The organism is Robiginitalea biformata HTCC2501 (genome assembly GCF_000024125.1).
Classification (GTDB): Bacteria; Bacteroidota; Bacteroidia; order Flavobacteriales; family Flavobacteriaceae; genus Robiginitalea; species Robiginitalea biformata.
Genome location: NC_013222.1, coordinates 1,152,777 through 1,176,476 on the forward strand (window position 1 = coordinate 1,152,777; position 23,700 = coordinate 1,176,476).

General features: G+C 57.8%; 11 protein-coding genes. 4 read left to right on the plus strand and 7 right to left on the minus strand.

Features of this window, described 5'->3' with window-relative positions; genetic code table 11:
* Positions 1-48: 48 nt before the first annotated feature.
* The 7 genes from RB2501_RS05135 to RB2501_RS05165 all read right to left on the minus strand — a co-directional run bounded on the left by RB2501_RS05135 (position 49) and on the right by RB2501_RS05165 (position 17,314).
* The gene (locus RB2501_RS05135) at positions 49-963 is read right to left on the minus strand and encodes a hypothetical protein (protein WP_015753695.1); all 915 of its coding nucleotides are present in this window, start codon (positions 961-963) and stop codon (positions 49-51) included.
* A gap of 24 nt (positions 964-987) precedes the next feature.
* Complete coding sequence (locus RB2501_RS05140; RefSeq protein WP_015753696.1) at positions 988-2,448, minus strand: vanadium-dependent haloperoxidase; 1,461 nt, start codon at positions 2,446-2,448, stop codon at positions 988-990.
* Positions 2,445-5,711 (minus strand): VCBS repeat-containing protein, encoded by a 3,267-nt coding sequence (locus RB2501_RS05145; RefSeq protein WP_015753697.1) that lies wholly within the window; start codon positions 5,709-5,711, stop codon positions 2,445-2,447. Before RB2501_RS05145 ends, RB2501_RS05140 begins: the two co-directional genes overlap by 4 nt.
* Positions 5,704-9,051, minus strand: coding sequence for a VCBS repeat-containing protein (locus RB2501_RS05150; protein WP_041327517.1), 3,348 nt, complete (start codon positions 9,049-9,051; stop codon positions 5,704-5,706). The genes RB2501_RS05145 and RB2501_RS05150 overlap by 8 nt, the downstream gene beginning before the upstream one ends.
* Positions 9,052-9,059: 8 nt before the next feature.
* Entirely contained in the window at positions 9,060-12,350 is a 3,291-nt protein-coding gene (locus tag RB2501_RS05155) for a VCBS repeat-containing protein (protein WP_015753699.1), read from the minus strand.
* A gap of 184 nt (positions 12,351-12,534) precedes the next feature.
* Complete coding sequence (locus RB2501_RS05160; RefSeq protein ID WP_015753700.1) at positions 12,535-14,169, minus strand: RagB/SusD family nutrient uptake outer membrane protein; 1,635 nt, start codon at positions 14,167-14,169, stop codon at positions 12,535-12,537.
* Positions 14,170-14,188: 19 nt separating this feature from the next.
* Positions 14,189-17,314, minus strand: a complete 3,126-nt coding sequence (locus RB2501_RS05165) for a SusC/RagA family TonB-linked outer membrane protein (RefSeq protein ID WP_015753701.1) — start codon at positions 17,312-17,314, stop codon at positions 14,189-14,191.
* Between the two features lie 342 nt (positions 17,315-17,656).
* Here RB2501_RS05165 and RB2501_RS05170 point away from each other — a divergent pair, with 342 nt between their 5' ends.
* The 4 genes from RB2501_RS05170 (at position 17,657) to RB2501_RS05185 (ending at position 23,694) form a co-directional block, all read left to right on the plus strand.
* Entirely contained in the window at positions 17,657-18,709 is a 1,053-nt protein-coding gene (locus RB2501_RS05170) for a LacI family DNA-binding transcriptional regulator (protein WP_015753702.1), read from the plus strand.
* A gap of 111 nt (positions 18,710-18,820) precedes the next feature.
* Positions 18,821-19,477, plus strand: coding sequence for a beta-phosphoglucomutase (gene pgmB, locus RB2501_RS05175; protein ID WP_015753703.1), 657 nt, complete (start codon positions 18,821-18,823; stop codon positions 19,475-19,477).
* A gap of 17 nt (positions 19,478-19,494) precedes the next feature.
* Positions 19,495-21,801: a glycoside hydrolase family 65 protein gene (locus RB2501_RS05180; protein WP_015753704.1), complete on the plus strand. Its 2,307-nt coding sequence runs from the start codon at positions 19,495-19,497 to the stop codon at positions 21,799-21,801.
* Positions 21,802-21,804: 3 nt separating this feature from the next.
* A complete protein-coding gene (locus tag RB2501_RS05185; RefSeq protein WP_238528107.1) occupies positions 21,805-23,694 on the plus strand; it encodes a glycoside hydrolase family 13 protein in 1,890 nt (629 codons plus the stop codon).
* The last annotated feature ends 6 nt before the right edge of the window (positions 23,695-23,700 follow it).

Consider the following 23,700-nt stretch of genomic DNA (forward strand, 5'->3'; position numbering starts at 1 on the left):
ACGCCCGTCGGCCCCCCTGGTCATCGCAGGGGTACGGATGCCTGGGGTCTAGGGTCCGGTACCGGATTCCTCCTCGCGGATCGGCAGGTAAATTTCTGCCGTCCAGTTCAGTGCATCCCCGCCCATGTTCGGGTTGTTGAAGAAGACTTCCACCGGTTCGGGAACCACCTCAATACCGTTTTTTTCAGCGTAGTCCATCAAGGCGTACCAGGCCCGGTCCGAGGTGATGTAATTGCCGTGGTAGATGGCCTTCAGCGCCTTTTTCGGATAGAGGCGGTCATAGCTCACCAGCGGCGATTCCGGCAACTGGGTGGAGCGGATGATCGGGAAGCAGAATTCATAGGCCAGGCTGTCGGCCTCCCGGTTCCAGCGGTTTACCACAATCATCGGCGGCCCGTTCAGGGTGACGCCTGCCGTGTTCAGCACGCTGCCCAACAGTTCGTAGTTGTCCATCATCCCGGCGGCCTTCCCGTGCTGGGAAGTCTCCAGGGGGACGTAGGCGTAGAAGGTGGACGGCAGTTCCGCTTCGCCCACAACTTGCACTTCAAAGGCTTCCGTATGTGCCTTCAGGCCTTCGGCGAATTCCCCGATCAGGCGTACTCCCACCCGTTCGATGGTACTGTTTCCAAAGAGTACCTCCCATTTGTTTGCCAGGCTGTGGTCCCGGTCCCGGAGTTTGGCGCTTACCAATGAGGTAGAATCCGTCAGCGGCTGGATTTCCCACTGGCAGATTAGCACGGAATCCCCGGCGCGCAGCTGCTGCCTGAGACTCAACAAATCGTCCTGGGTCACCGGGGCGTCCTCAGCCGCTACGTCCCGGTTCCAGATCTTGATGGACTGGTTGATGGCGCCCGGAAAGGTAGGGGCCTCAAAACGCACGATGTAGTCATAAGGGTATATCAGGAAGTACCCCGCGGCCCCCAGCACGAGCAGGAGGCCTGCTGCCCATAGTATTTTTTTCATGGTTGCTACAAAAATTTCCCTGTATTACTCTTCGTTTGCTGTCGTGTTTGCTGCTGCTGTCGTGTTTGCTGTTGCTGTCGTGTTCGCTGTTGCTGTCGTGTTTGCTGCTGCTGTCGTGTTCGCCGTTCCGCCAGCGGTTGCTGCCATGGCCGTCTGTCGCTGGTTCATCTCCAGTTGGTCCACGACATAGCCGCCAAGGGAACGCCCCTGGTCCAGGCCCACTTCGATTGCCATGCGATAGTGGATTCCGCCGTACATCCTGCTGATCGCGGCTTCGGCAGAGGCCTCGTTGAAGGAATTAAACGAACGGACGGGTAACCCGTAAGGCAGTTCCGTATCGTCGTCAAAAGCAAAATTGTCCCCGAAAATACTGGTCAGGGCTGTGGCTGCCGCGCCGGAGACCACACTGTGACCGCTGGTGTATTCGGGGAAGGGAGGGGTCTGCAGGACCGGCTTCCAGCTGTCGTCGATATGCTGGTTAATGAGCGTTTCCGGGCGGATCAGGTTGCTCCGGTACTTCTCGTCCCAGCAACTGATGAATCCGTCAAACAGGGCGATGGATGTCTTCGTATAGGCGAAAACCGTTTTGTCGAAATCGCTGCCGTCCTTCCGGCAGGCAATCTTGGCAATCCCGATCCAGTGGGCCCCCGGGCTGATCTTCTTCGTGGCGAACATCAGGTGGCCGCGGGTAACGGACACGTAGGGGTTGCAATCCCAGAACCGCGCAATGGCCACCTCCTCGGATTCATCCCCTTTTTCGGTGATGGCATTGCCCACTTCGTAGACCTCCATGAGTTCCCGGTGGAAGTCGGATCCTTCCTCCATGGAGAAAGGTACGGGCGGTGCCGGTTTAAACTGGGCAGCCGAATCGATGACCAGCGTGCGGATTTTGTTCCAATGGGGTTCGATGCCTTCCATATATGCGGGCGGGGTGGGTTGCCAGCGGGACGGTTCGTCCGTGTTTACGGTGAATTTCGACATCGTCCGCGTCTGCTTGTAATTGTCCTTGTCCATCCACTCCGAGATAAAAGCGGCGACTTCCAGGCCGTAGTCCCGGGAGGCCTCAAATTCCTCCTCGTTGATTTCGGACCAACGGGAATACAGACTGTCGCGGAACTCCGTCACCCGTTCTTCCGAGAAGATGAGCTGCCGGCTCAGATCCATATGTGCCACCAGGGCAGCCAGCGGGTAGTTCACCCCGGAACCCGCTTCAGGGGAGGGGATGGGTTCCAGATCGGTGACCTGCCCGGCCAGGGACTTATACGCCGGGTTGTGCAGGGCCATGATTTCATAGGCCGCGATATTCGGGTATACATAAATCCGGCTGGCCACTGGCGGGCTGAAGATATCGTGCACCATGACTTCGGTGACCTTATCCACGGAGGCGTGGTAATCTTCCGGGCTGATGGTAATGGGCTCAGACTCCCCGGAACAGGAGAGCAGCAGGAAGCTCAGGGCCGCTACAATGGCAATATTCGTTTTCATGGGTATGCTATTTTGGTATTTGTCAATTCGTAAACTGCTGCCGGCGCATCGTTGAAGACCACCAGCAGATAGGGTTTCTGGCCCATGCGGATCACCTCCAGCCTCCGCACGGATTGGTGCATGAGGTCCAGGCCGGTCCGGTTGGCCAAAAGTATTTTATTTTCTCCGCCTATCAAGGCCCCCGGGAATGAATCGAGGCGCCCCTGGTAGGGTTTTACCCCGAAGTAGTTGCCGGCTGCCAGGATTTCTTCCCGCCCGTCTCCGTCAAAATCGTGGGGCAGCAATTCCAGGATGGGGGCCACCTGCAGCATCGGTGCAAACGGGACGAACTCAAAGCGGCCGTTTTCATTTCTGAGGAAGCCCGAACGCAATTCGGAAACTTCCAGTACCTCCGCTTCCCGGAGGGCTTCCGGACCAAAGATTTCTTCCACCGACCGGCCTGCAAAATCTCTGTAATTCGGGTATTTCTTCCGGAGCGATACCATTTGGGAAGCCAGCTCATCCAATCCGACCAGCGGGTAATAACGGCCTTCCCTGGCCGTGGCGATCACCGGGTCCGTGCTGCCGGATTGGTCAAAATCCGACAGATAGAGACGCATCGGGAAATTTTCCGGGGCACTGAATTTGGAATTGGTCCCCCAATTCCCCAGTACGTAGTCCGTATCCCCATCCTGGTCCATATCGAACGGGGCGATGGCTTGCCACAACCCCGTAACGCGGGACGCGTCTTCTTCTGTAAACCGACCCTGCCGGTTGGCGTAGAACCGCGGGGCCATCCATTCCCCAACTACGATCAGGTCTGTCTGACCGTCCCCGTTAAAATCCGTCCAAAGGGCATCCGTCACCATGCCCAGGCCTGTCCCGTCAAAATCCGGGGAGGGGTTGAAGAAGCCGTTTTCGTTCAGCAGCAGGTGGGAATCCGGCCGCTTCCCAAACGACCCGGTGACCGACTGGTTGCCGACAAACAGGTCCAGATCCCCGTCCTGATCAAAATCGAAAGGCCGGATGACCGATGAGTTGGCAAAATCCTCTGGAAGGGGTTGCGCCTTGAGGCTGTCGCCCGCTTTCGTATAATACGTGTTGGCGAGGTACTGGGAGGCGCCAAAGTAATCCGATCCCCCGTTGGCCACTACCAGGTCGTTGGCCCCGTCACCGTTGAGGTCCCGGATAACCGCGTAGATGTTTTCCTGTACGCTGTCCCGGGTGGCGGGCGGCATGGCAGAACGGACAAAGGCCGTATCCCGCTGGAGGTAGACCCGGGCGGGCTCCCGCTTGGACCCCCCGAAATAAATATCCTCCCTGCCGTCTCCGTCCAGGTCGCCGGCTGCAACGGCCGGCCCCCGGTCCGCCAGGCTGTAGGGCAGTAGTTTTTCCCGGTTGAAATCCGTATACCGGTCTTCCCGGTGGGTAAAGTCCAGCCCCAGGTTTCCGGCTACCCGACGGAAAAGTGTCTGCTGCGGCTGCCGGTCCGGACTGGAATCGTACCGATAGGGCCGCACCTGCTCCGGGCGGACGGTTAGCGTCTGGTCAAGGCCCGGCTGCAGCAGGGTTTGAAAGGTATTGTCCGGCCAGACGATTTGGAGGGAATCCACCCGGGTGCCCGCCGGAAATCCAAAATGGATGACGGGCTCGGAGGAAGCCTGGAACCCCCGTACCGGGAAGAGCTCCCGATACCGGACCGTACCCCCGGAATAGGCCAGCGCCTTGGTCCCGATCCCGAAGGGGTTGGACGCCCCGTGCTGCAGCCGCAGTTTCAGGAAGTGGTTGTCGCCTCCGCCCCGGTTGACCAACACAGTGGCCTCCTGGTTGATGTTGCTGATTACCAGGTCCAGGTCGCCGTCGTTGTCGAGGTCGGCGGTTGCGGTGGCGCCGGAGAGCGTGGTGTCCCGGCCAATCCAGTCCCCGGACCGGTCGGTAAACCGCAGGTCGCTGCCCCCCTGGAAAATATAGTTGTGGACATTCCCGGAGGGCATCATGTCCAGCGCCTTCTGGTCTACCAGGCGCGTGTTGTCCATTTTGCTGCTGATCTGCTCGTTGGAGATAAACCGGACAAAATCCAGGTCATTCGGGCGTTTGGGGATGCCGTTGGAGATAAACAGGTCCTGGTGGCCATCCAGGTCGTAGTCGGCAAACAGGGCGCTCCAACTCCAGTCCGTGGCCGCCACCCCGCTCATCAGGGCGGTCTCCATAAACCGGCCGTCCGGCTGGTTTACATAGAGCATGTTCCGCGTAAACTGGTAGTAGTAGCCGAAGTCTTCCGTTCGCAATTGCTGGGTTTGCCACTTGTCGTCCCCTTCCGACGACTTCAGGGGGACCTCGTCTTCCGGCAGCATATCGAGGGATATCAGGTCGGGCCGCCCGTCGTTGTTGATGTCCGCCACGTCGCTCCCCATCGAAAAGCGGCTCGTGTGCCCGAAATACGCGCGCAGGCTTTCGGTAAACGTACCATCCCCGTTGTTCAGGTAGAAGTAATCGTCCTCGTGGAAGTCGTTGCCCACGTACAGGTCCGGGTACCCGTCCTGGTTGAAATCGGAGACTGCCAGGCCCAGGCCGTAGCCGTTGATCCCCCCGTAGATGCCCGCCGCCTCGCTGACCTCGGTAAACCGGCCGTTGTCGTTTCGCATCAGTTTGTCGCCCGTGTCGTAGTTCCGCTGATATCGGAGGGAAGCCTTCCCGTAGGAGTCCTGGGTATGGACGGCGTGGTTCAGCAGGTACATGTCCAGGTCGCCGTCCCCGTCGTAATCGAAGAAGGCGGCATTGGAACTGAAGGTGTCAAAATCCAGGCCGTACTCCGATGCCCGTTCGGTAAAGGTGTTGTCCCCGTTGTTGATAAACAATTCGTTGTGGCCGGAGAACCCGTTGATCCCCACCACGGCGCAGACATAGATGTCCAGGAGGCCGTCCGCATTTACGTCGGCCATGACCACCCCGGTGTTCCAGGTGCTGTTGCCGGCTACCCCGGCCGATTCCGTGATATCCCGGAATTTCATATCCCCCTCATTCAGGTACAGGCGGTTGGGCACCTGGTTCCCGGAAAAGTAGATATCCGGCAGGTCGTCCCCGTTGATGTCGCCCACGGCCACGCCTCCCCCATTGTAAAAATAGAGGTAGTCCAGGATGTTCAGTTCGTTGGATTCCTGCAGCCGGTTCACAAAATCGATCCCGGTATCCGACGCCGGCGGGGCGGCAAACTGGTTACCCCCGTCCTGGCAGGATGCCAGAATGATGCCGATACATGCCAATATGCCCGTACGCTTAATCATTGATGGCAAATAATTTGGGTTGGTTTTCATTCAGCGCGGCCAACAGGTAGCGCCTGCCCGAGGCATCCCGGAGGGTGCGGAGGTATTTAACCTCCTCCCGCAGGACAAAGCCACTGGTTTCGTAGGGTTGCCATTCAAAGTCCAGGTCTCCGTTGCCCAGCAATACATTGCCGTACCCCGCGTCGAGACGGGAGAATTGCGGCTTGAATTCAAAATTGTTGCCGGCCATGATCAGGTCCAGGTTCCCGTCCCCGTTCACGTCTTCGCAGCTGATGCCGCAAATGCAGGAAAGTTGCACGCGGTAGGGGAGCGGTTGAATGCGGAACGACCCATTCCCCTCGTTGATTGCGATCACGGATTCCGAAACCCGCGAGGTCTTGACGATGGAACGGCTTACCAGTTCGGGCGGGAAAAGCTCCTGTATGGTCCGGCGCGCATAGACGGAAGCCTTCAAGTTTTCCTTTTTCAGAGAAACCACCTGGGCCGTCAACTCCTTTTTCTGGTGGAGCGGGTAGTCCCCGGATTCCGTAGTCAGGGTTACCACCTGTTCCAGGGTCCCGTTGTTGTCAAAGTCGTTCACCCACATCTTCATGGGTTTCCCGGGTTCCGGCTTGTAGTGCAGGTTCGCCCCCTGGTTGCCCAACACCAGGTCCAGGTCGCCGTCCCCGTCCAGGTCGGCTGCGGCCACCGATCCCCACCAGCCGTCCAGGCTGTCCAGGGAGGTTGGGATCTTGCTGATCCGGCGCCCGTTGTTCCGGTAGATAGCCGGGATGCCCCAGTCCGAAACGGTGACCAGGTCGTCCCGTCCGTCCTGGTCCATATCTGCCCAGACAGCGTCGGTTACCATGCCCGCATCCTTCAGGTCGTTGCCCACCCGTTCGGTAACGTCCCGGAACTGCCCGGTGCCGTCGTTTTCCAGGAAGAGGTGGTCCGGGTTGACCCCATAGACCCCCACCACGGAGCGGGAACCGATAAATACGTCTATATCCCCGTCCCCGTCAAAATCCCGGGGTGCCACCACGGACATATTCTTGGTCCGCGTGGGCAATTCGCCGGGGGCCCGGGTAAACCTGCCGGCCCCGTCGTTCAGGTAGAGCCTGGGGCGATAGCTGCGGTAGCGGTCTGCCTGGTTCCCGCCGGAAGCCACCAGCAGGTCCGGATCGCCGTCCCCGTCCGCGTCAAAAAAGGCTGCAGCCGTGTCTTCCTGGTCGCTGTCTGCTTCAAAGGCTGGGGTGCGCTGCGGGGCCACCCGGCCGTTTCCGCTGTGCAGGTAGAGGGCACCCGGCTGCCCGGATCCCCCGCCCAGGAAGAAATCGTCATTGCCGTCCCCGTCCACGTCGGCCACCGCCAGGGCCGGGCCTTCCTGGGAGAGCTTGCTGTAGATCAGGCCTTCGTGGTCAAAATCGTTATAAGCGTCCTCCCGGTGCGCTTCCACGCGTTCCAGGGGGATTTCGGTCAGGAGGGAAGGTTGGGGCGTCGGTTTCGGCGGTACATAGGTATCCCCCGCTTCCCCATGGTCCAACACCCATTCCCGATCGGCCTCCAGGCCTTCCAGGAGTTGGGTCCGGTCGTCGGGCCAGATGACCCGCAGGGAATCGATGGTGCGGGCGTCCCCCAGGCCGAGCGCCATGACGTAATCGATACTCGACTGGAAGCCCCGGGACGGGACCAGTTCCTGCACCAGCACGTTCTTGCCGGCATACAGCCGCACGGTGGCCCCAATGCCGAATGGGTTTTTTTTCGGCCCCCTGAATCGCAGCCGCACATAGTGGTGGTCCTTTTGGTTATCCGTCTCATTCCGGTAGAGGAAGGCCTGCATGTTGACGTTGTTTATCACCAGGTCCAGGTCGCCGTCGTTGTCCAGGTCGCCGTAGGCCGCGCCGTTGGAGCGGGTGGGGATCTCAAACCCCCAGTCCGCATTCGCATTGTCAAAGGTGATGTCCCCGTTGTTCCGGAAGGCGTAGTTGGGTTGTGGCTTGATGGGCATTTTCTGGATGATCGAATCGATGGATTCCTTCTTGCCGGTCAGTGCCATTTTCTGGATGATCTCATTGGCAAAGAAATCGACAAAATCCAGGTCCGTCAGGTCGTGGTTGATGCCGTTGGTGACAAAAATATCCCGCAGCCCGTCGTTGTCCATATCGAAGAGCAGGCCCGCCCAGCTCCAGTCCGTGGCATCCACCCCGCTGAAGTAGGCCACCTCCGAGAAGGTCCCGTTGCCGTTATTCAGCTGGAGCGTATTCTGGATGTACTGCTGGTAAAAATCCTTGCCGCGTTTCAGGTCGTAGACGTTGTACCCTTCGAATTCCATTACGGACTTCACCCGCTCCTCGGGTTCGGGGAGCATGTCCGTGATAAACACGTCCTGGTAGCCGTCGTTGTTGATGTCGCCGATGTCTATCCCCATGGCCGACAGGCTCAGGTGGCCCGTCCACTCCTTGATCTGCTCGGAGAAGGTGCCGTCCCGGTTGTTGATGTACAGGTAGTCCCGCTCGTAGAAATCATTGGAGACATAGATGTCCGGATACAGGTCCTGGTTGAAATCCGACACCAGCACCCCCAGGCCAAAGCCGATCAGGCTGCCGTAAATCCCGGCTTCCTCGCTGACATCCGTAAAGGTGCCCCCGTCGTTGCGCAACAACATGTCGCCTACGCCCCGGAATATATGCGGCACGCCTTCCCAGTCCTGCGCCCGCACTTCGCGCTGTTCGGCATAGCCCAGGCTGCTGACGGGTATGTTGCTGTTGTTCAGAATATAGGCGTCCAGGTCGCCGTCCTTGTCGTAGTCGAAAAAAGTTGCATGCGTGGAAAACCCGGTTTCCGCCAGGTTGAATTCCGCCGCCCGCTCGGTAAAGGTCAGGTCGCCGTTGTTGATATACAGGTCGTTGTCGTGGTTGTTGCCTTCCATGTTCCCGGCGTTGCTCACGTAGATGTCCAGCAGGCCGTCCGCATTGATGTCGGCCATGGTAACCCCCGTAGACCACGGTTTGTCGCCTCCCACGCCGGCCGTTTCCGTGATGTCCTCAAACCGGAAATCGCCCTTGTTCAGGAAAAGCCGGTTGCGGACCATGTTCCCGGTGAGGAAGATATCCGTAAGGCCGTCGTTATTGATATCCCCGAGGGCCACCCCCCCGCCGTTGTAGAAATTCCGGTACTTGAAGATATTGAAGTCTTTCTGGTTTTCTACCTGGTTCACAAAATCGATCCCCGTACTGTCCGGTGGCATCAGCGTAAACAGCGGAGTGACCGTTGCCGTATCCGCAGCCGCCTCCGGCTGCTTTTCCCCGCAAGCCGCCAGGGCCAGGGCAAACCCAATACAAATTCTGACAGGTATTTTCATAGAAGCGTTCATCTTTTTTGCATCAGGACGGGGGAGGTGTTGTTCCGTCCAATGATATAGGTTTTATCGCCGTTTATCCGAAGGGTATCCACCTTGCGGGCGGCACCGGGGAGCGGCAGGGACCCCTCCCGGGACCAGCTAAATCCACCGGCCCCGTCCCCTTTGAGCACCAGCCCCGGGAGTGCATCCAGGCGCCCCAGTTGCGTGCTGATCTCGAAAAAGTTGCCCACCAGGAGCAGGTCGGGGTGGAGGTCGCCGTCAAAATCGTCCGCGAAAATATCAAAAACCGCCGAGGCCTGGGCTATTTTCGGAAGCGCCCTGGGGGTAAAATTCGCCTCCCCGTCGTTGATAAATACCATACTCCGCAATTCCTCTACCTGCCGGATGCGGGATTGCCCCAGGGCTTCCTCCCCGAACAGGTCTGCCAGGCTGGCCTGCGCAAACCCTTTATAGGTCCTGAATTTCTTGTTTAAAAAGGGCATTTGTTTCCCCAATTCGTCCCGGGAGGCAAAGGGAGTCTCCACCCCGTTGTGGAAATAGGTTACCAGGGGCTCCACCGAGCCGTTTTCGTCGAAATCGTTGCGATAGAGGCGCAGGGGCTCCTCCGGGGATGCCCGGAATTTGCTGTTCAGCCCCCAGTTGCCTGCTACCAGGTCCCGGTCTCCGTCCCCATCGATATCCACAGCCGTGAGACTGTTCCACCAACCCGACGAATGGGACAGTCCCCCTGCTTCCATGCGTTCCCAGTTGCCGTCCCGGCGGGTAAATACGGTTACCGGGGCCCAGTGCCCCGCCAAAGCGAGTTCCTCCCGCCCGTCCCCGTCCAGGTCGGCCACTGCAATGCTGCTTACCGCGCCGACTTCCAGGATTTCAGGCATCCGCTCCACGGTCACGTCCGTAAAGCGTCCGGTCCCGTCATTTTCCAGGAGGTAATGCCGGGGGGGCTCGCCATAGGCGCCGGGGGTGGCGTCTGCCACAATGAGTACGTCCAGGTCACCGTCCCCCTCCAGGTCAAAGGCGGCCATATCCGAGGCATTCAGGGCAATTCCGGCAAATGCGCCCCGGTCCTTAACGGGCGTCCCTTTTTGGTTAAAGTACAGCCGGGGCTGCAGGGGCTCCCCGCCGGTAAATTCATTCCCCCCGCTGGCTACCAAAAGGTCCGGCCAGGTGTCCCCATCGGCATCAAAAAAGAGGTGGGCCGTATCCTCGTTCAGGGCATCTTCCCCGAAAAGCGGATCGAACGCGGACTGGAATTCCCCGTTTTCCGTTTGCAGGAATAACACCGAGGCCTGTCGTTTCGCCCCCCCGATAAAAACATCGTCCCGTCCATCCCGGTTAAAATCGACGGTGGAGACGGAAGGTCCCTGGTTGGAATAGGCAAACGGGATCAACGGTTCCCGGTCAAAATCCAAGGTGGGGTTTTCTCTGTGTACGAATGGAATCAGGCTGTCGGCCTGTTGCCAGGTGCCGGGGTGGCTGGCAGGATCCGCCCACCCGTAATAATTCCCGGAGGCATCCTTTTGTTCCAGGCGGATGGTTTCCCCGGACGGCAGCCCGTGCAGGGTCTGGTATGCGCCGTCCGGCCAGATAACCAAAAGGGAATCCGCCCTGCTTGCAGCCCCGAGTCCAAAGTGGAGTTCCGGGGCAACCGTAGAAAGATAGCCCCGCGTAGGGAAATTTTCCCCTACCTGGACCTGCCCCCCGGAATAAACGGCTACCCGTGCGCCTATCCCCAGCGCGTTGGGGTCCCTGCCGGTAAAGGTGACCCGGAGGGCAGCCCCGCCCTCCCCGGTGTTTTCATAGATTGCGGCAGGCCGGTCCATGTGGTTTACCACCAGGTCCAGGTCGCCATCCCGGTCCAGGTCTGCGTAAACGGAACCGTGGCTGTAAGTGGGCTCCGAGGCCATCCACTGCCCCCCCATATCCTCGAAGCCGAGTTCCCCGGTATTCCGGAATATATAGTTCGGCACCTTTTTGGCAGGGATTTCCCGGGTGAGGGGCATGTCCGCATCCGTCATCCCTGCGTCGATGCGCCGCTGGATATCCTCGTTGGCGATAAAATTCATGTAGTCCATGTCGTTGGTCGCCCCCCGGATACCGTTGCTGATAAACAGGTCTTTGAGCCCGTCGTTGTCGAAATCGGCCAGCAGGGTCCCCCAGGACCATTCCGTGCTGGCCATCCCGCTCAGGAACCCAATTTCGGAAAACCGGCCATCCCCGGTATTTAGTTGGAGCGTATTCTGCATGTACTGGGGGGCAAATCCATTTTTCAGGTATTGCTGGTAAATCGGGTACCCGTATTCCAGGCCGGATGTCTTGTAGGTGACCAGGTCTTCGGGCAGCATATCCAGGGATACAATATCCACATGCCCGTCATTGTTGATGTCCCCGATGTCATTCCCCATGCTGAAATGGGTGGTATGTCCAATGGGCGAGGCGGCCTGCGAGATGATCTCCTGGAAACTGCCGTCGCCGCGGTTCATGTAGAGATAGTCGTTTTCAAAGAAATCGTTGCCCACATAGATATCCGGGAACCCGTCGTTGTTCAGGTCCCCGACGCTCAGGCCCAGCCCGTAACCCGCTTTTCCCTGAAAAATACCCGCCTCCCGGCTTACGTCCACAAAGTTCCCGTCGTCGTTGCGCAGCAGGCGGTCCCCGGCAAGGGCATCGTATCCCTCGCGCTGGGAACCCTTCCCGTACGTCCGGTTGGGGTGTACGGAATGGTTCATCAGGAAGAGGTCCAGGTCGCCGTCCCGGTCGTAATCGAAAAATGCCGCCTGGGTGGCCAGCCCGGAGAAATCCAACCCGTATTCGGCGGCGCGCTCTGCGAATTGCGGTATGCCTTCCTCCGTAAGGCCCTGGTGCACATACAGGAGGTTCCTCCCCCGGAGCGCCCGGTATCCGGATGCCTGGCAGACATAGATGTCCAGCAGGCCGTCCCCGTTGATATCTACATGGGTAACACCCGTTGTCCAGCCATCTGCGTTTTCGATCCCGGCTTCCCGGGTTATCTCCCGGAATTTCAGATTCCCCATATTCAGGTATAAGGCGTCAGGCGCCTGGTTTGCGGTAAAATACAGGTCGGGGAGGTCGTCCCCGTTAAAATCCGCAACGGCTAGCCCCGCCCCATTGTAATAGTACAGGTAATTCAGGATGTTCAGGTCGGGGGATTCCTGTAGCGTGTTGGAAAAGGAAATACCGGATTCCGCCGGCGGGAGTTCCCGGAACAGGTAGACAGGGGCCTCCTGGCAACCGGCCAGTGCAATAAGTGTAAAAAATACGCCACAAATCTTTTTCATAACCTACGGGGGAACAGCTGGCTAAATTACGGATTACGTCCCGAAAGGCCCAGAAACAAAGGGGTTTACCCAGAGATATTAACCTTCTTTTAGTCCTATTAATCTATCGTTAATACTTGGATGGAGGGCATAAAAAAAGGACCGCCTGTTCGGGCGGTCCTTCCTGGATATTAAATCAGTTCCCTTAGTATCCGGGATTCTGTTGCAGGTTCGGGTTTGCCAGCAATTGCGGCAGCGGGATCGGGAAAAGACGGCGTGCGGGGTTGTTGGCCTCGTCGCTGCTTTTGAATTCCCACTGGCGTCCGTATTGGCCAAAGCGGATCATGTCGTTCCGTCTCCAGCCTTCCACGTAGAGCTCGCGTCCCCTTTCGTCCAGCAGATCGCTTTCCGTAACGCTGCCCAGGGGGGTAGCGCCGCGCAGGACGCGCAAGTCATTAACCATGGCAGTAGGGTCGCCTCCTGAACGCATCATGGCCTCAGCCTTCATCAGGTAAGCATCAGCAAACCGCATAACCAGCACGTGCGGCTCAAAGCCACCGCCGAAACGCGGGTTGTACTTCATCACGCGGATACCGGTTTTCTCATCGTTGTTGATCAGGCTGGGAGAGCCGTTGCCGTCTACAAACTCACGGGAAAATACCAGCGGGCTACCCTGGCGATCTTCCAGCGCGTCCCCGTTCAGGGCGTATTGCTGACCGATCAGGAAGCCGTTACCCACATTGGAACCGTCTTCGCGACCGTTGTTATCTGAAGTTCCGGGAGCCCCCGTAAAAGGAACCCCGATATTGGGAACTCCTCCGCGGCGCTCTTCCTGTCCGTCGATCTGGGCGCTCTCCAGGTCAGACTCGTAGCGGTTCTGGTTCGGGTCGCCCTCAAAGAGGTCGTAGAACTCAGCCAGTGTGCTGAACCCGTTCCATCCGCCTCCCCCGAGGCCGGTGGAGTTGTAGTGCAGGCCGTTAAAAATCCGGTTACCGGTGTTGCCGGATGTTACGTACCAGATCGTTTCCGTATCTGCTGAGGATTCAAAAATTTCAAAATAACCCGCCTGGAGTGCGAAGCCGTCGGCTTCAATGGCGTCCACCAGGTTGATTACTTCCTGCATATCCGCGGCTGCAGGCGTTCCGCCGCCGCCGGTCAGCTGGTTTTCGTAGATGTGCCGGTTAAGGAGCACCTTGGCCTTAAGGAGGCGCGCAGCTGCCTTGGAAGCCCGGTCCAGATCGTCGGATTGCGCAGGCGTCGCCGGCAGGCCGGCAATGGCTGCATCCAGATCTGAGAGGATGAAGTTAACAGCCTCTGCCCCGGTAAGCACCGTAGGCACTTCCGAAGAAGGGAGCTGTGTATCCCGGAAAGGTACCTGGCCGTAAAGGTCCAGGATCAGGAACATGGACCAGGCCCTCAGGAATTGCGCCTGGGCGGCTACATCTGCCGGTGCGGCCGTCCGCTCATCCAGGATCTGGGAAGCGAGCAGCTGGTTGGCATTCCACTGGTCGAATGGGGTAATGATGTCGGTTTCTTCGAGGCCCCATTCGTGCTGGTGGAGTTTCCGCCAGCGTCCGTTGTCCCCCCAGTCGGCACCCCGGGTCGGGATGAGTTGTTCGTCGGTGGTGACCACGTTCAGGGCATAGGTGTTTGCCTGGTCGCCGAGTTGGCCGCCAACCTGGTTATAGAGCTGATCCAGGGCCGAGGAGGGATCTTCCAACCCCTGGAACCCCTCGCTGATGAAGGAGTCCGTTTCCTCAATCTCCAGATCCGTACAGGAACTGAGCCCTATAACAGCTAAAAGAGTGAATGTTAGATATTTAATATGATATCCTTTCATGATATACAATTTTTTTTATTTAAAACGAGGCGTTGATGCCAAAGGTTACTGTAAGCGGGTTCGGGAACGCAGCCCAGTCTATACCCCGTACGGGGATTCCGGAACCGAGCGTACCTGTACCAACGGTGACCTCCGGGTCGATTCCGCTGTAATCCGTCCAAAGAGCCAGGTTCTGGCCTGTGAGCGAGAAGCGCATCGTATCAAAGAACCCTTCACCACTCAGAGGCACATTGTACCCAATGGTTGCGTTTTGGAAGCGGACAAAATCGCCTTTTTCCAGGAAACGGGTGGATACGGCTGTTGAAGCCCCACCATTTTCACCGCTTGCAACTACATTCTGGGTCACGTTCCGGGCAGTTACCAACTGGCCGGCGTTAAAGAACGAGTTGGCCGTGTTGTTGTAGACGGAGAATCCGAATTGTCCGGCAAAGAAGGCGCTGAAGTCCCAGTTGCGGTAATTCGCATTCAGGCTCAGACCTGTAGTGATATCCGGCAGGCCGTCCTCCCCGACAAATGACTTGTCGGCATCCGGATCGCCGATGCCGTTGCCGTCGATGTCCACATATTGCGGGTTGCCATCGGAATCAAACCCTGTGAATTCCGCCATGTAGAAGGAAAAGAGGGAAACTCCGGACTCAAAGCGCTGGGCAAAGGCCCCGGACAAGCCCGGACCGTTGATTTCTCCCGTATTGATCGCCCCGGCGAAGTTCTGGATTTCATTCTCGTTGTACGCAATGTTGAACGAGCTGCTGAAATTGAAATCCTCGGACTGAGCAAAGTCGTAGGAGATGGCAAATTCAATACCCTGGTTGACGATTTCCGCATCCACGTTACCAAATTGGAAGGGCTGCGTGGAAGGAGCAGCCGGCGGTGTCTGCAGCAGCAGGTCCCGCGTGGTGCTCTGGTACACGTCGATACTACCATTCAGGCGATCGTTGTTGAAGCCGAAGTCGAGCCCGATGTTGTAGTTAACAGTGGATTCCCATTTCAGGTCGGGCACATCCGTGGCGACGATGGATAGACCGTTCTGGTTAACCGAGGCGTCGTTGTTGATGCCCAGGCCGGCGAACCGCTGGCGCGCCACGAAGTTACCGTAGCCCAGGCCGTCCTGGTTACCCGTGATACCGGCGCTGAGGCGGAGCTTCAGGGTAGAGATGCTCTCCCCGATGAAGTCCTCTTCGCCCATTTGCCAGGCAAAGGCCCCTGACGGGAAATACCCGTACTGGTTTTCTGGTCCGAAGCGGGAAGATCCGTCTGCCCGCATGGTTCCTGTGAACAGGTATTTGCCGGCAATGCTGTAATTGACCCGCCCGAAGAAGGACTGCAGTTCGTCGGTGTTGTCAAATATATCCGCGGTGATGGCCTGGACGCGCTTGTTAAAACCGCCGTCCACAACCTCTCCGGAAACTACGGTCGGAAACAGGCGGTTGACCACCAGGTTCCCCGTATTGGTGCCGTAGTAGAATTGCTGGAAGGAGCCGTCGATTACCGACTGGGCCGCATTCACAGTTGACCGCAGATCTTCACCCATACCATTCAGGTCAGTGGTGCCAAAGCCCCTACCTGCCGAATTGCGACCCTGGGTGCGGAAATCCTGGTAGGCGTAACCCACCAGTGCATCCAGGTTGGAATTGTCGAACTGCTTTGTATAGTTCAGCGTAGCTTCCAGGGTTTTGTTGTCCCGGTCCAGTGTGTTGTAGGTCCCGAATCCGATTCCTTCAATACCCGTAAAGTTCTGCAAGTTCGCATTCAGGGTAGAGGTATTTTCACTGTTTGACGTATCGTAACCCAGGTTCACCTTACCGGAGAGCTCCGGGGTAAACTTGTATTCCAGCGACCCGTTCACCAGGAGCCGGTTGGTATTTGTAATGTTCTGGGTAGAGGCCAGGTAGTTGGCCGGCTGGGTTTGTCCGCCACCGTCGTCAAACGCCGGGCTGGACCCCCAGGTCGGGTTGGCCGAATAGGCCGAGCCAAGGATATCTCCCCGGAAACCGGCACCTGCCGCCAGGGGCGGCTGCTCGCGGTTGACGCGGGAAATCGAGGCCTGGATCCCCAGGATCAGTTTGTCATCCAAAAACCGGTGGTTCAGGTTGAGCCTTCCGGTAATCCGTTCAAATTCGGATTTTTCAACTACCCCGAATTGTTTCTGGTATCCAAATGTAGCCCGGACATTCCCCGAACCGTAGTTCTGGGAGTAGGCCAGGTTGTGGTTGGAAGAAGCAGCCGTACGCATAACGACGTCCTGCCAGTTGGTATCGTTGCCAAAATCCACCAGGTTCCGGTTACCGCCGTAGAGCTCAACCGCGTCCAGGAATTCCTCCCGGTTCAGCAGGTCAAACTGACGTACCGGAGTGGAAACACTCAGGTTGGAACTCCATTCGAACTTCCCGCCAGCCGCTGCGCGGCCGCTTTTGGTGGTGATGATGACCACCCCGTTGGCTCCCCGCGACCCGTAGATGGCGGTTGCCGAAGCGTCCTTCAGGATGCTGATGCTTTCGATATCATTCGGGTTAAGGAAGTTCAGCGGGTTCCCCACGTCGCTTCCACCGTTCCCCGTATCACCCGAGGCGTCCGTATTCTGTCCGAAAAGCGGTACACCGTCCACTACGAAGAGCGGATTGTTGTTGGCACGTACCGAGTTCGCCCCCCGGATGTTCACCTGGATACCCGCTCCCGGTTCCCCGCTCGTCTGGGAGATATTCACCCCGGCGGTTTTACCCTGGATCAGTTGTTCCGGCGAGGCGATGACCCCGCTGTTAAAGTCTTCCGAGGTCACTGCTGTTACAGAACCGGTCGCATCCTTAACGGTGGTCTGACCGTATCCGATAATCACGACTTCGTCCAGCGCCTGGGCGTCTTCCTCCATCGTAACATTGATGGAAGACCGGCCATTGACCGGGACTTCCTGCGTGGCATAGCCAATGTAGCTAAACACGAGAACGGCATCGCCGGGGACGCCGTCCAGGGTATAGTTCCCGTCAAAATCCGTTTGCGTACCAGTGGTTGTTCCCTGAACCACAACACTGGCCCCAGGCAGGGGTCCGGTGGCGTCGGAAACGGTACCTGATACTTCTTGGGCCTGAGCCGCGCCGAAGCATAGGAATGCCCCTACGAGCATCAAGCTCTTCAGTAACGTAATCTTCATAGATAGTGGATTTTTAAGTTTAGTTAATTCAATTCAGAGGGTTAAAATATGTAAAAAAATCGTTAATAGCCCTAAAACACTAGGTGCGACATCTCCGAAAACGGTTTCGTGTTAATAACTTTAACAAAATGCGAATGCAATAAAAATCGGTCGGTCTAATTCCACATCCCGCATTGTGAGGCTGTATGTTTTGGGAATGCGCCATCAAATATACAATTTTTTACATCCGTTTACAATTCATTAATAAACCTTAAAGGTTTGCGTGTATCGGGAGGGTGGTTGGAGTTTGACGCGGGAGAATAATTCCTTACCTTGACCTGTTGTCCGCAGTGATCGATTCCAGTGAAACCAAAACTCACCTTAAAAGATATTGCCCGGGAACTGGATGTATCCATTTCCACAGTTTCCAAAGCGCTGAAGAACAGCGAGGAAATCAGTACGGATACCAAGGAGAAAATCCAGGCTTTTGCCAGGCTGTACAATTACAAGCCGAACAATATCGCTATCAGCCTCAAAAACAAGCGTACCAAAAATATCGGGGTGATCATCCCGGACATCGTCCACCATTTCTTTACGACCGTTTTCCGGGGGATTGAAAAATACGCGAACCAGCGGGGGTACAACGTAATCGTCTGCATCTCGGACGAATCCTTTGACCGGGAGGTCATCAATATGGAATTGCTGGCCAATGGCAGCATCGACGGCTTTATCATGGCGCTTTCAGCGGAAACCCAGAAGCGGCAGGACTTCAACCACCTGCGGGAGGTCACCGAACAGGGCATCCCCCTGGTGCTCTTTGACCGGGTTACCGATCAGATTGCCTGCGATAAGGTGATTATCGACGATGAGGCGGCCGGCAGGGATGCCACCCGGAGACTCCTGGAAAGCGGCCGCAGGCGGGTTGCCCTGTTCACCACCCAAAGTTATCTGAACGTAAGCGCCAAACGGGAAGTGGGTTACAGGAAAGCCCTGGAGGCTGCCGGGCTTCAGGTAGACCCTGAACTCATCCTGCGCCTCCCGTACCAGTATGAAGAGGAACAGGCAAGCGAAGCATTTTTCAAAAGCCGGAAATTCGACGCCGTACTTTGCGTGAATGAGATTTTCGCCATCCGCGGGATGCGCCTGGCCATCAAGCTCGGGTTGCGGGTTCCGGAGGACGTGGCGTTTATCGGTTTTACGGACGGCATCCTCTCCCGCTATTCCACCCCGAGCCTGACCACTGTGGATCAGCGGGGCGAAGCCATGGGCGAGCGGGCAGCGGAAATGCTGATTCAAAAGGTGGAGGACCGTTTTGACGAGGCGGACCCGACCCAGTTCCGGACGGAGGTGATCCCTGTCCAACTCATCGAACGGGAATCGGCAGTTTTGGGAAAGCCGACAAAAGCCGACGGATAGCCACCCGGTTTCCGATTCCGTATTCGTACTGCGGGAGAACGGAATTCCTTTTCTATATTTGGCACGCGACCCCGGGATTCGTCGCCAAACCTTTAAATACCGGAAGCTTCCATGAGAGGATTTATATTTGACCTGGACGGCGTTATTGTAGACACCGCAAAATACCATTACCTGGCCTGGAAGCACCTGGCCGACGAGCTCGGAATAACTTTTACAGAGGAAGACAACGAACGGTTCAAAGGGGTGAGCCGCAAGCGCTGCCTGGAGATCCTGCTCGAAATGGGCGGCATGGAGGTTTCCGGGGAACAGTTCAACCGCTGGCTGCACGAGAAAAACGAAGACTACCTTTCCCATATCAGCAAAATGGACGCCTCGGAGATTCTGCCGGATGTTCCCAGGGTGCTCGATTATCTGCGCGATCGCAACATCCCGATGGCCCTGGGGTCTGCCAGCAAGAATGCGCGTCCCATACTGGAAAAAGTCGGTTTGTTATCGTATTTTAATACCATTGTCGACGGGAATGAGGTGGTGAAGGCAAAGCCGGACCCCCAGGTTTTCCTGCTCGCGGCGGAACGCCTCGGCGTCTCCCCGAATCAGTGCGTCGTTTTTGAGGATGCACTGGCGGGAATCGAAGCTGCAAATAAAGCCGGGATGCAAAGCATCGGGATCGGGGATCCGGACATCCTTACGGAGGCGGACGCAGTTTTCAGGGATTTTACCGAGATCGACGTCGACTATTTACGCGGCCTGTTGGCCGGGAGCCAATAACCAAACAAAGGAAACACATGAATCAGGATTATATCGTACCCGACCCGTGGTCCATCATCGAAGACGGCTATGAGCCGGATCGGGTAAAATCGTCTGAGAGCCTTTTCAGCCTTGGCAATGGCGCCATGGGCCAAAGGGCGAATTTTGAAGAAACCTACAGCGGCCCCACCTTCCAGGGCAGTTACATCGGCGGGGTCTACTACCCCGATAAAACCCGTGTCGGCTGGTGGAAAAACGGGTATCCCGAATATTTTGCCAAGGTGCTGAATGCCCCGAATTGGATCGGGATCGATATCCACATTGACGGGGAGCCACTGGACCTGGCGGCCTGCAGCAAAGTGGAAAATTTCCGGAGGGAACTCAACATGCAGGAAGGCGTCTACTACCGGAGCTTTGAGGCGGAACTCCCCGGCGGGACCCGGATTGCGGTAAAAGTCACCCGGTTCCTTTCAATGGAAATCGACGAGGTCGGGGCGATCCGCTATGCCATCCAACCGCTCAACCGGAATGCGGCTATTAGCTTTGAGCCCTACCTGGACGGGGGCATCACCAACGAGGATACCAACTGGGACGACCCCTTCTGGGAGGTCACCTCGGTGGAATCCGAAGGTGCGCGCGCCTACATCGGCGCCCATACGCTGAAGACCCATTTCGATACCTGCACCTTTATGCACGCCGTATTGGAACGGGACGGGAAAGCCGTGGACGGCGACCGGCAGGAAGTCCGGGGGGAAAAACGGATTGGCCACCGCTATACGGCCGATGCTGAAAAAGGCCAGGAACTGGTACTCTACAAATTCGGCGGGTATGCCGCCGACCTGAATCACCCTAAAGGTTCGCTGCGCAAAGCCGCAGACAAAGCCCTGGACCAGGCCCTGTCCCTCGGTTTCGACGGCCTGAAAAAAGCCCAGCAGGATGCCTGGGCGCGCATCTGGGAAATGAGCGATATCACCATCGAGGGGGACGTCCGGGCCCAGCAGGGAATCCGGTTCAATATCCTGCACCTGAACCAGACCTACACGGGGCGCAATTCGCGACTGAATATCGGCCCGAAAGGATTTACGGGGGAGAAGTACGGCGGCAGTACCTATTGGGATACCGAGGCGTACTGTATCCCGTTTTACATGGCCACCAAGGACCAGCAGGTGGCCCGTCAACTCCTCAAGTACCGGTACAACCACCTGGAAAAGGCCATCGAGAATGCGGAAAAACTGGGCTTCTCAAACGGGGCGGCCCTGTACCCCATGGTGACCATGAACGGGGAAGAGTGCCACAACGAATGGGAGATCACCTTTGAGGAGATCCACCGGAACAGCGCCATTGCCTTTGCCATCTTTAATTATTTCCGGTACACGGGAGATTACAGCTACATCCCGGAAATGGGCCTGGAAGTCCTGATCGGGATTGCCCGGTTCTGGTACCAGCGAGCCACGTTCTCAAAAGCGAAGAACAAATATGTGATCCTCGGCGTCACCGGCCCGAACGAATACGAGAACAACGTCAACAACAACTGGTACACGAATTACTCGGCCCGGTGGTGCATCCGCTATGCCATCGAACAACTCGGGAAGGTAAAAGACGGCTATCCGGAGGACTATGACCGGGTGGTGGGTCTGACGAAGCTGAACCCCCAGGAAGTCTCCGCCTGGAAGAAAGTAGCCGACAACCTCTATTTTCCATACAGCGAGGAGCACCGGGTGTACCTGCAGCAGGACGGGTTCCTGGACAAGGAGCTGATCACGGTGGAGAACCTGGACCGGAAAGAACGTCCCATCAACCAGAAATGGAGTTGGGACCGGATCCTGAGGTCGCCCTACATCAAGCAGGCCGATACGCTCCAGGGCTTTTATTTTTTCGAATCGGATTTCAGCCTGGACCAGCTCGAGCGGCACTTTGACTTCTACGAGCCCTTCACGGTCCACGAGTCTTCCCTTTCGCCCTGCGTGCACTCCATACAGGCAGCCCGGCTCGGGCGGATGGAACAGGCGTATACATTTTACCTGAGGACTTCCCGCCTGGATCTGGACGACTACAACAAGGAAGTCCACGAAGGGTTGCACATCACTTCCATGGCGGGTACCTGGATGAGTATTGTGGAAGGCTTTGGCGGGATGCGGATTGTGGATGATAAATTGTCTTTTTCCCCGAGGATCCCCAAGGAGTGGAAATCCTACTCCTTCAAGATCAATTTCCGGCACCGGATCATCCACGTCACCGTGGCTCCCGGGCAAACCCGGTTTGAACTCGACGGCAAGGAAGAAATGTCGATTCGCGTGAACGGCAAGCGGGTGGTGCTGACCCCCGGGCAGACCACAACCGTCTGAGCCGTGAAGCGATGCGGAACGGCCGGCCGCCTTACGCTGGCCTTACTAATGCTGATGCTGATGAGCAGTCCCCGGCACGCCGCCGCCCAGATTCGCGTTGAGCCTCCCAACTGGTGGGCAGGAATGCAGTCCGATACCCTGCAACTCCTGATCCACGGCCCCGGGCTGGCCGCCGCAACCGCCCGGGTGGATTACCCGGGGCTGCAACTTGCCGGCACGCATCCGGGGGATAGTCCGAACTACCTTTTCCTGGACCTGGTCCTGGGGCCGGACCTCCCGTCGGGGACGGCCCGCATCCGCCTGGAGGCCCCCGGCTCTCCGCCTTTGGATCTTGAATACCCCTTCCTGGCCCGGGAGCGCCCTGCCGGTACCTACAAGGGGTTTGGCCCTGAGGACGTCGTCTACCTGATCACCCCGGACCGTTTCGCCAACGGCGACCCGCTGAACGACTCGGTGGCCGGGATGCGCGAAACCCGTGTGGATCGCGCGGATGATTACGCCCGCCACGGAGGGGATATCCGGGGGATTATCGGGCACCTGGACTATCTTTCGGAGATGGGCTTTACGGCTATCTGGCCCAGCCCGCTCCTGACCAACGATATGGAGCGGACTTCCTATCACGGGTATGCGATTACGGACCTGTACGAGGTAGACCCGCGATTCGGGACCCTGGAAGACTACCGGGAACTGGCCGACGCGGCGCGACAGCGCGGCATGAAACTCATCATGGACCAGGTGGTGAACCATATCGGGGTATCCCACTGGTGGATGGATGACCTGCCCTTCGGGAACTGGATCCACGGCCAGGCGGCCTGGGAGAAGGGCGAACCGCCCCGGGTGACGAACCATCGGCGGACCGTCAACCAGGACCCCTATGCCGCAGCCGCCGACCGCCAGCTTATGGACCGCGGCTGGTTTGTGCCTTCCATGCCCGACCTGAACCAGGACAACCCGATCCTCGCCAGGTACCTGATCCAGAATAGTATCTGGTGGATCGAGACCCTGGGGCTCGGGGGTATCCGTCAGGACACCTACCCGTACCCGGAAAAGCACTTTATGGCCCGCTGGGCAGGAGCCATCATGGCGGAGTACCCGAACTTCAATATCGTTGGGGAGGAATGGAGCTACAACCCGCTGCTGGTGGGCTACTGGCAGGACGGCGCCAACAACCGGGACGGGTATCGCTCGCACCTGAGGAGCACCATGGATTTCCCGCTACAGCGCGCCCTGGTGGAAGCCCTGCGCGCGGAGGAAGGATGGGATACCGGGCTGAACCAACTCTACGAAGCCCTGGCAAACGATTTTCACTACGCCCGGCCGGCCGACCTGCTTTTCTTTGGCGACAACCACGACATGGACCGGCTCTTTACGCAGCTGGGGCGGGATATCCGGTTGACGGAAATGGCCCTGGCCTTTATCCTGACAGCGCCCCGAACCCCCCAGGTTTACTACGGGACGGAAATCCTGATGGACAATTCGGAGAAGCCCGGCGACCACGGGAGGATTCGTTCGGATTTTCCCGGGGGATGGGAGGGGGATGCGGTGAATGCATTTACGGGCGAGGGGCTTTCGCCGGCCCAGCTTGGGATGCAGGAAAGCCTGCGCAAACTGCTGCAATACCGGAAGGACAGCCGGGCCATTCAGGCCGGAGAAACCACCCATTTTGCCCCGGAGGACGGGGTGTACCTGATGGCCCGTGTCCTGGGGGATGAAACGGTGGTACTCGTGATAAACAAAAACGAGGGCCCCGTGCTGCTGGATACCGGGCGTTTTGGCGAACTCGGCCTTGGGGGCGAACAACTGCGGAACGTCCTTACCGGGGCCGGTATACTCTGGGCCGATTCCGTATCTTTACCGCGTAGGGGCGCCTACGTGTTTACCACCCGCCAATAACAAGCG

Bases quoted from the DNA above. Each gene is read 5' to 3' on its own strand.
- RB2501_RS05135 (WP_015753695.1), bottom strand. From the start codon at position 963: ATGAAAAAAATACTATGGGCAGCAGGCCTCCTGCTCGTGCTGGGGGCC.
- RB2501_RS05145 (WP_015753697.1), bottom strand. From the start codon at position 5,711: ATGATTAAGCGTACGGGCATATTGGCATGTATCGGCATCATTCTGGCA.
- RB2501_RS05155 (WP_015753699.1), bottom strand. From the start codon at position 12,350: ATGAAAAAGATTTGTGGCGTATTTTTTACACTTATTGCACTGGCCGGT.
- RB2501_RS05150 (WP_041327517.1), bottom strand. From the start codon at position 9,051: ATGAAAATACCTGTCAGAATTTGTATTGGGTTTGCCCTGGCCCTGGCG.
- RB2501_RS05160 (WP_015753700.1), bottom strand. From the start codon at position 14,169: ATGAAAGGATATCATATTAAATATCTAACATTCACTCTTTTAGCTGTT.
- RB2501_RS05180 (WP_015753704.1), top strand. From the start codon at position 19,495: ATGAATCAGGATTATATCGTACCCGACCCGTGGTCCATCATCGAAGAC.
- RB2501_RS05165 (WP_015753701.1), bottom strand. From the start codon at position 17,314: ATGAAGATTACGTTACTGAAGAGCTTGATGCTCGTAGGGGCATTCCTA.
- RB2501_RS05140 (WP_015753696.1), bottom strand. From the start codon at position 2,448: ATGAAAACGAATATTGCCATTGTAGCGGCCCTGAGCTTCCTGCTGCTC.
- pgmB (WP_015753703.1), top strand. From the start codon at position 18,821: ATGAGAGGATTTATATTTGACCTGGACGGCGTTATTGTAGACACCGCA.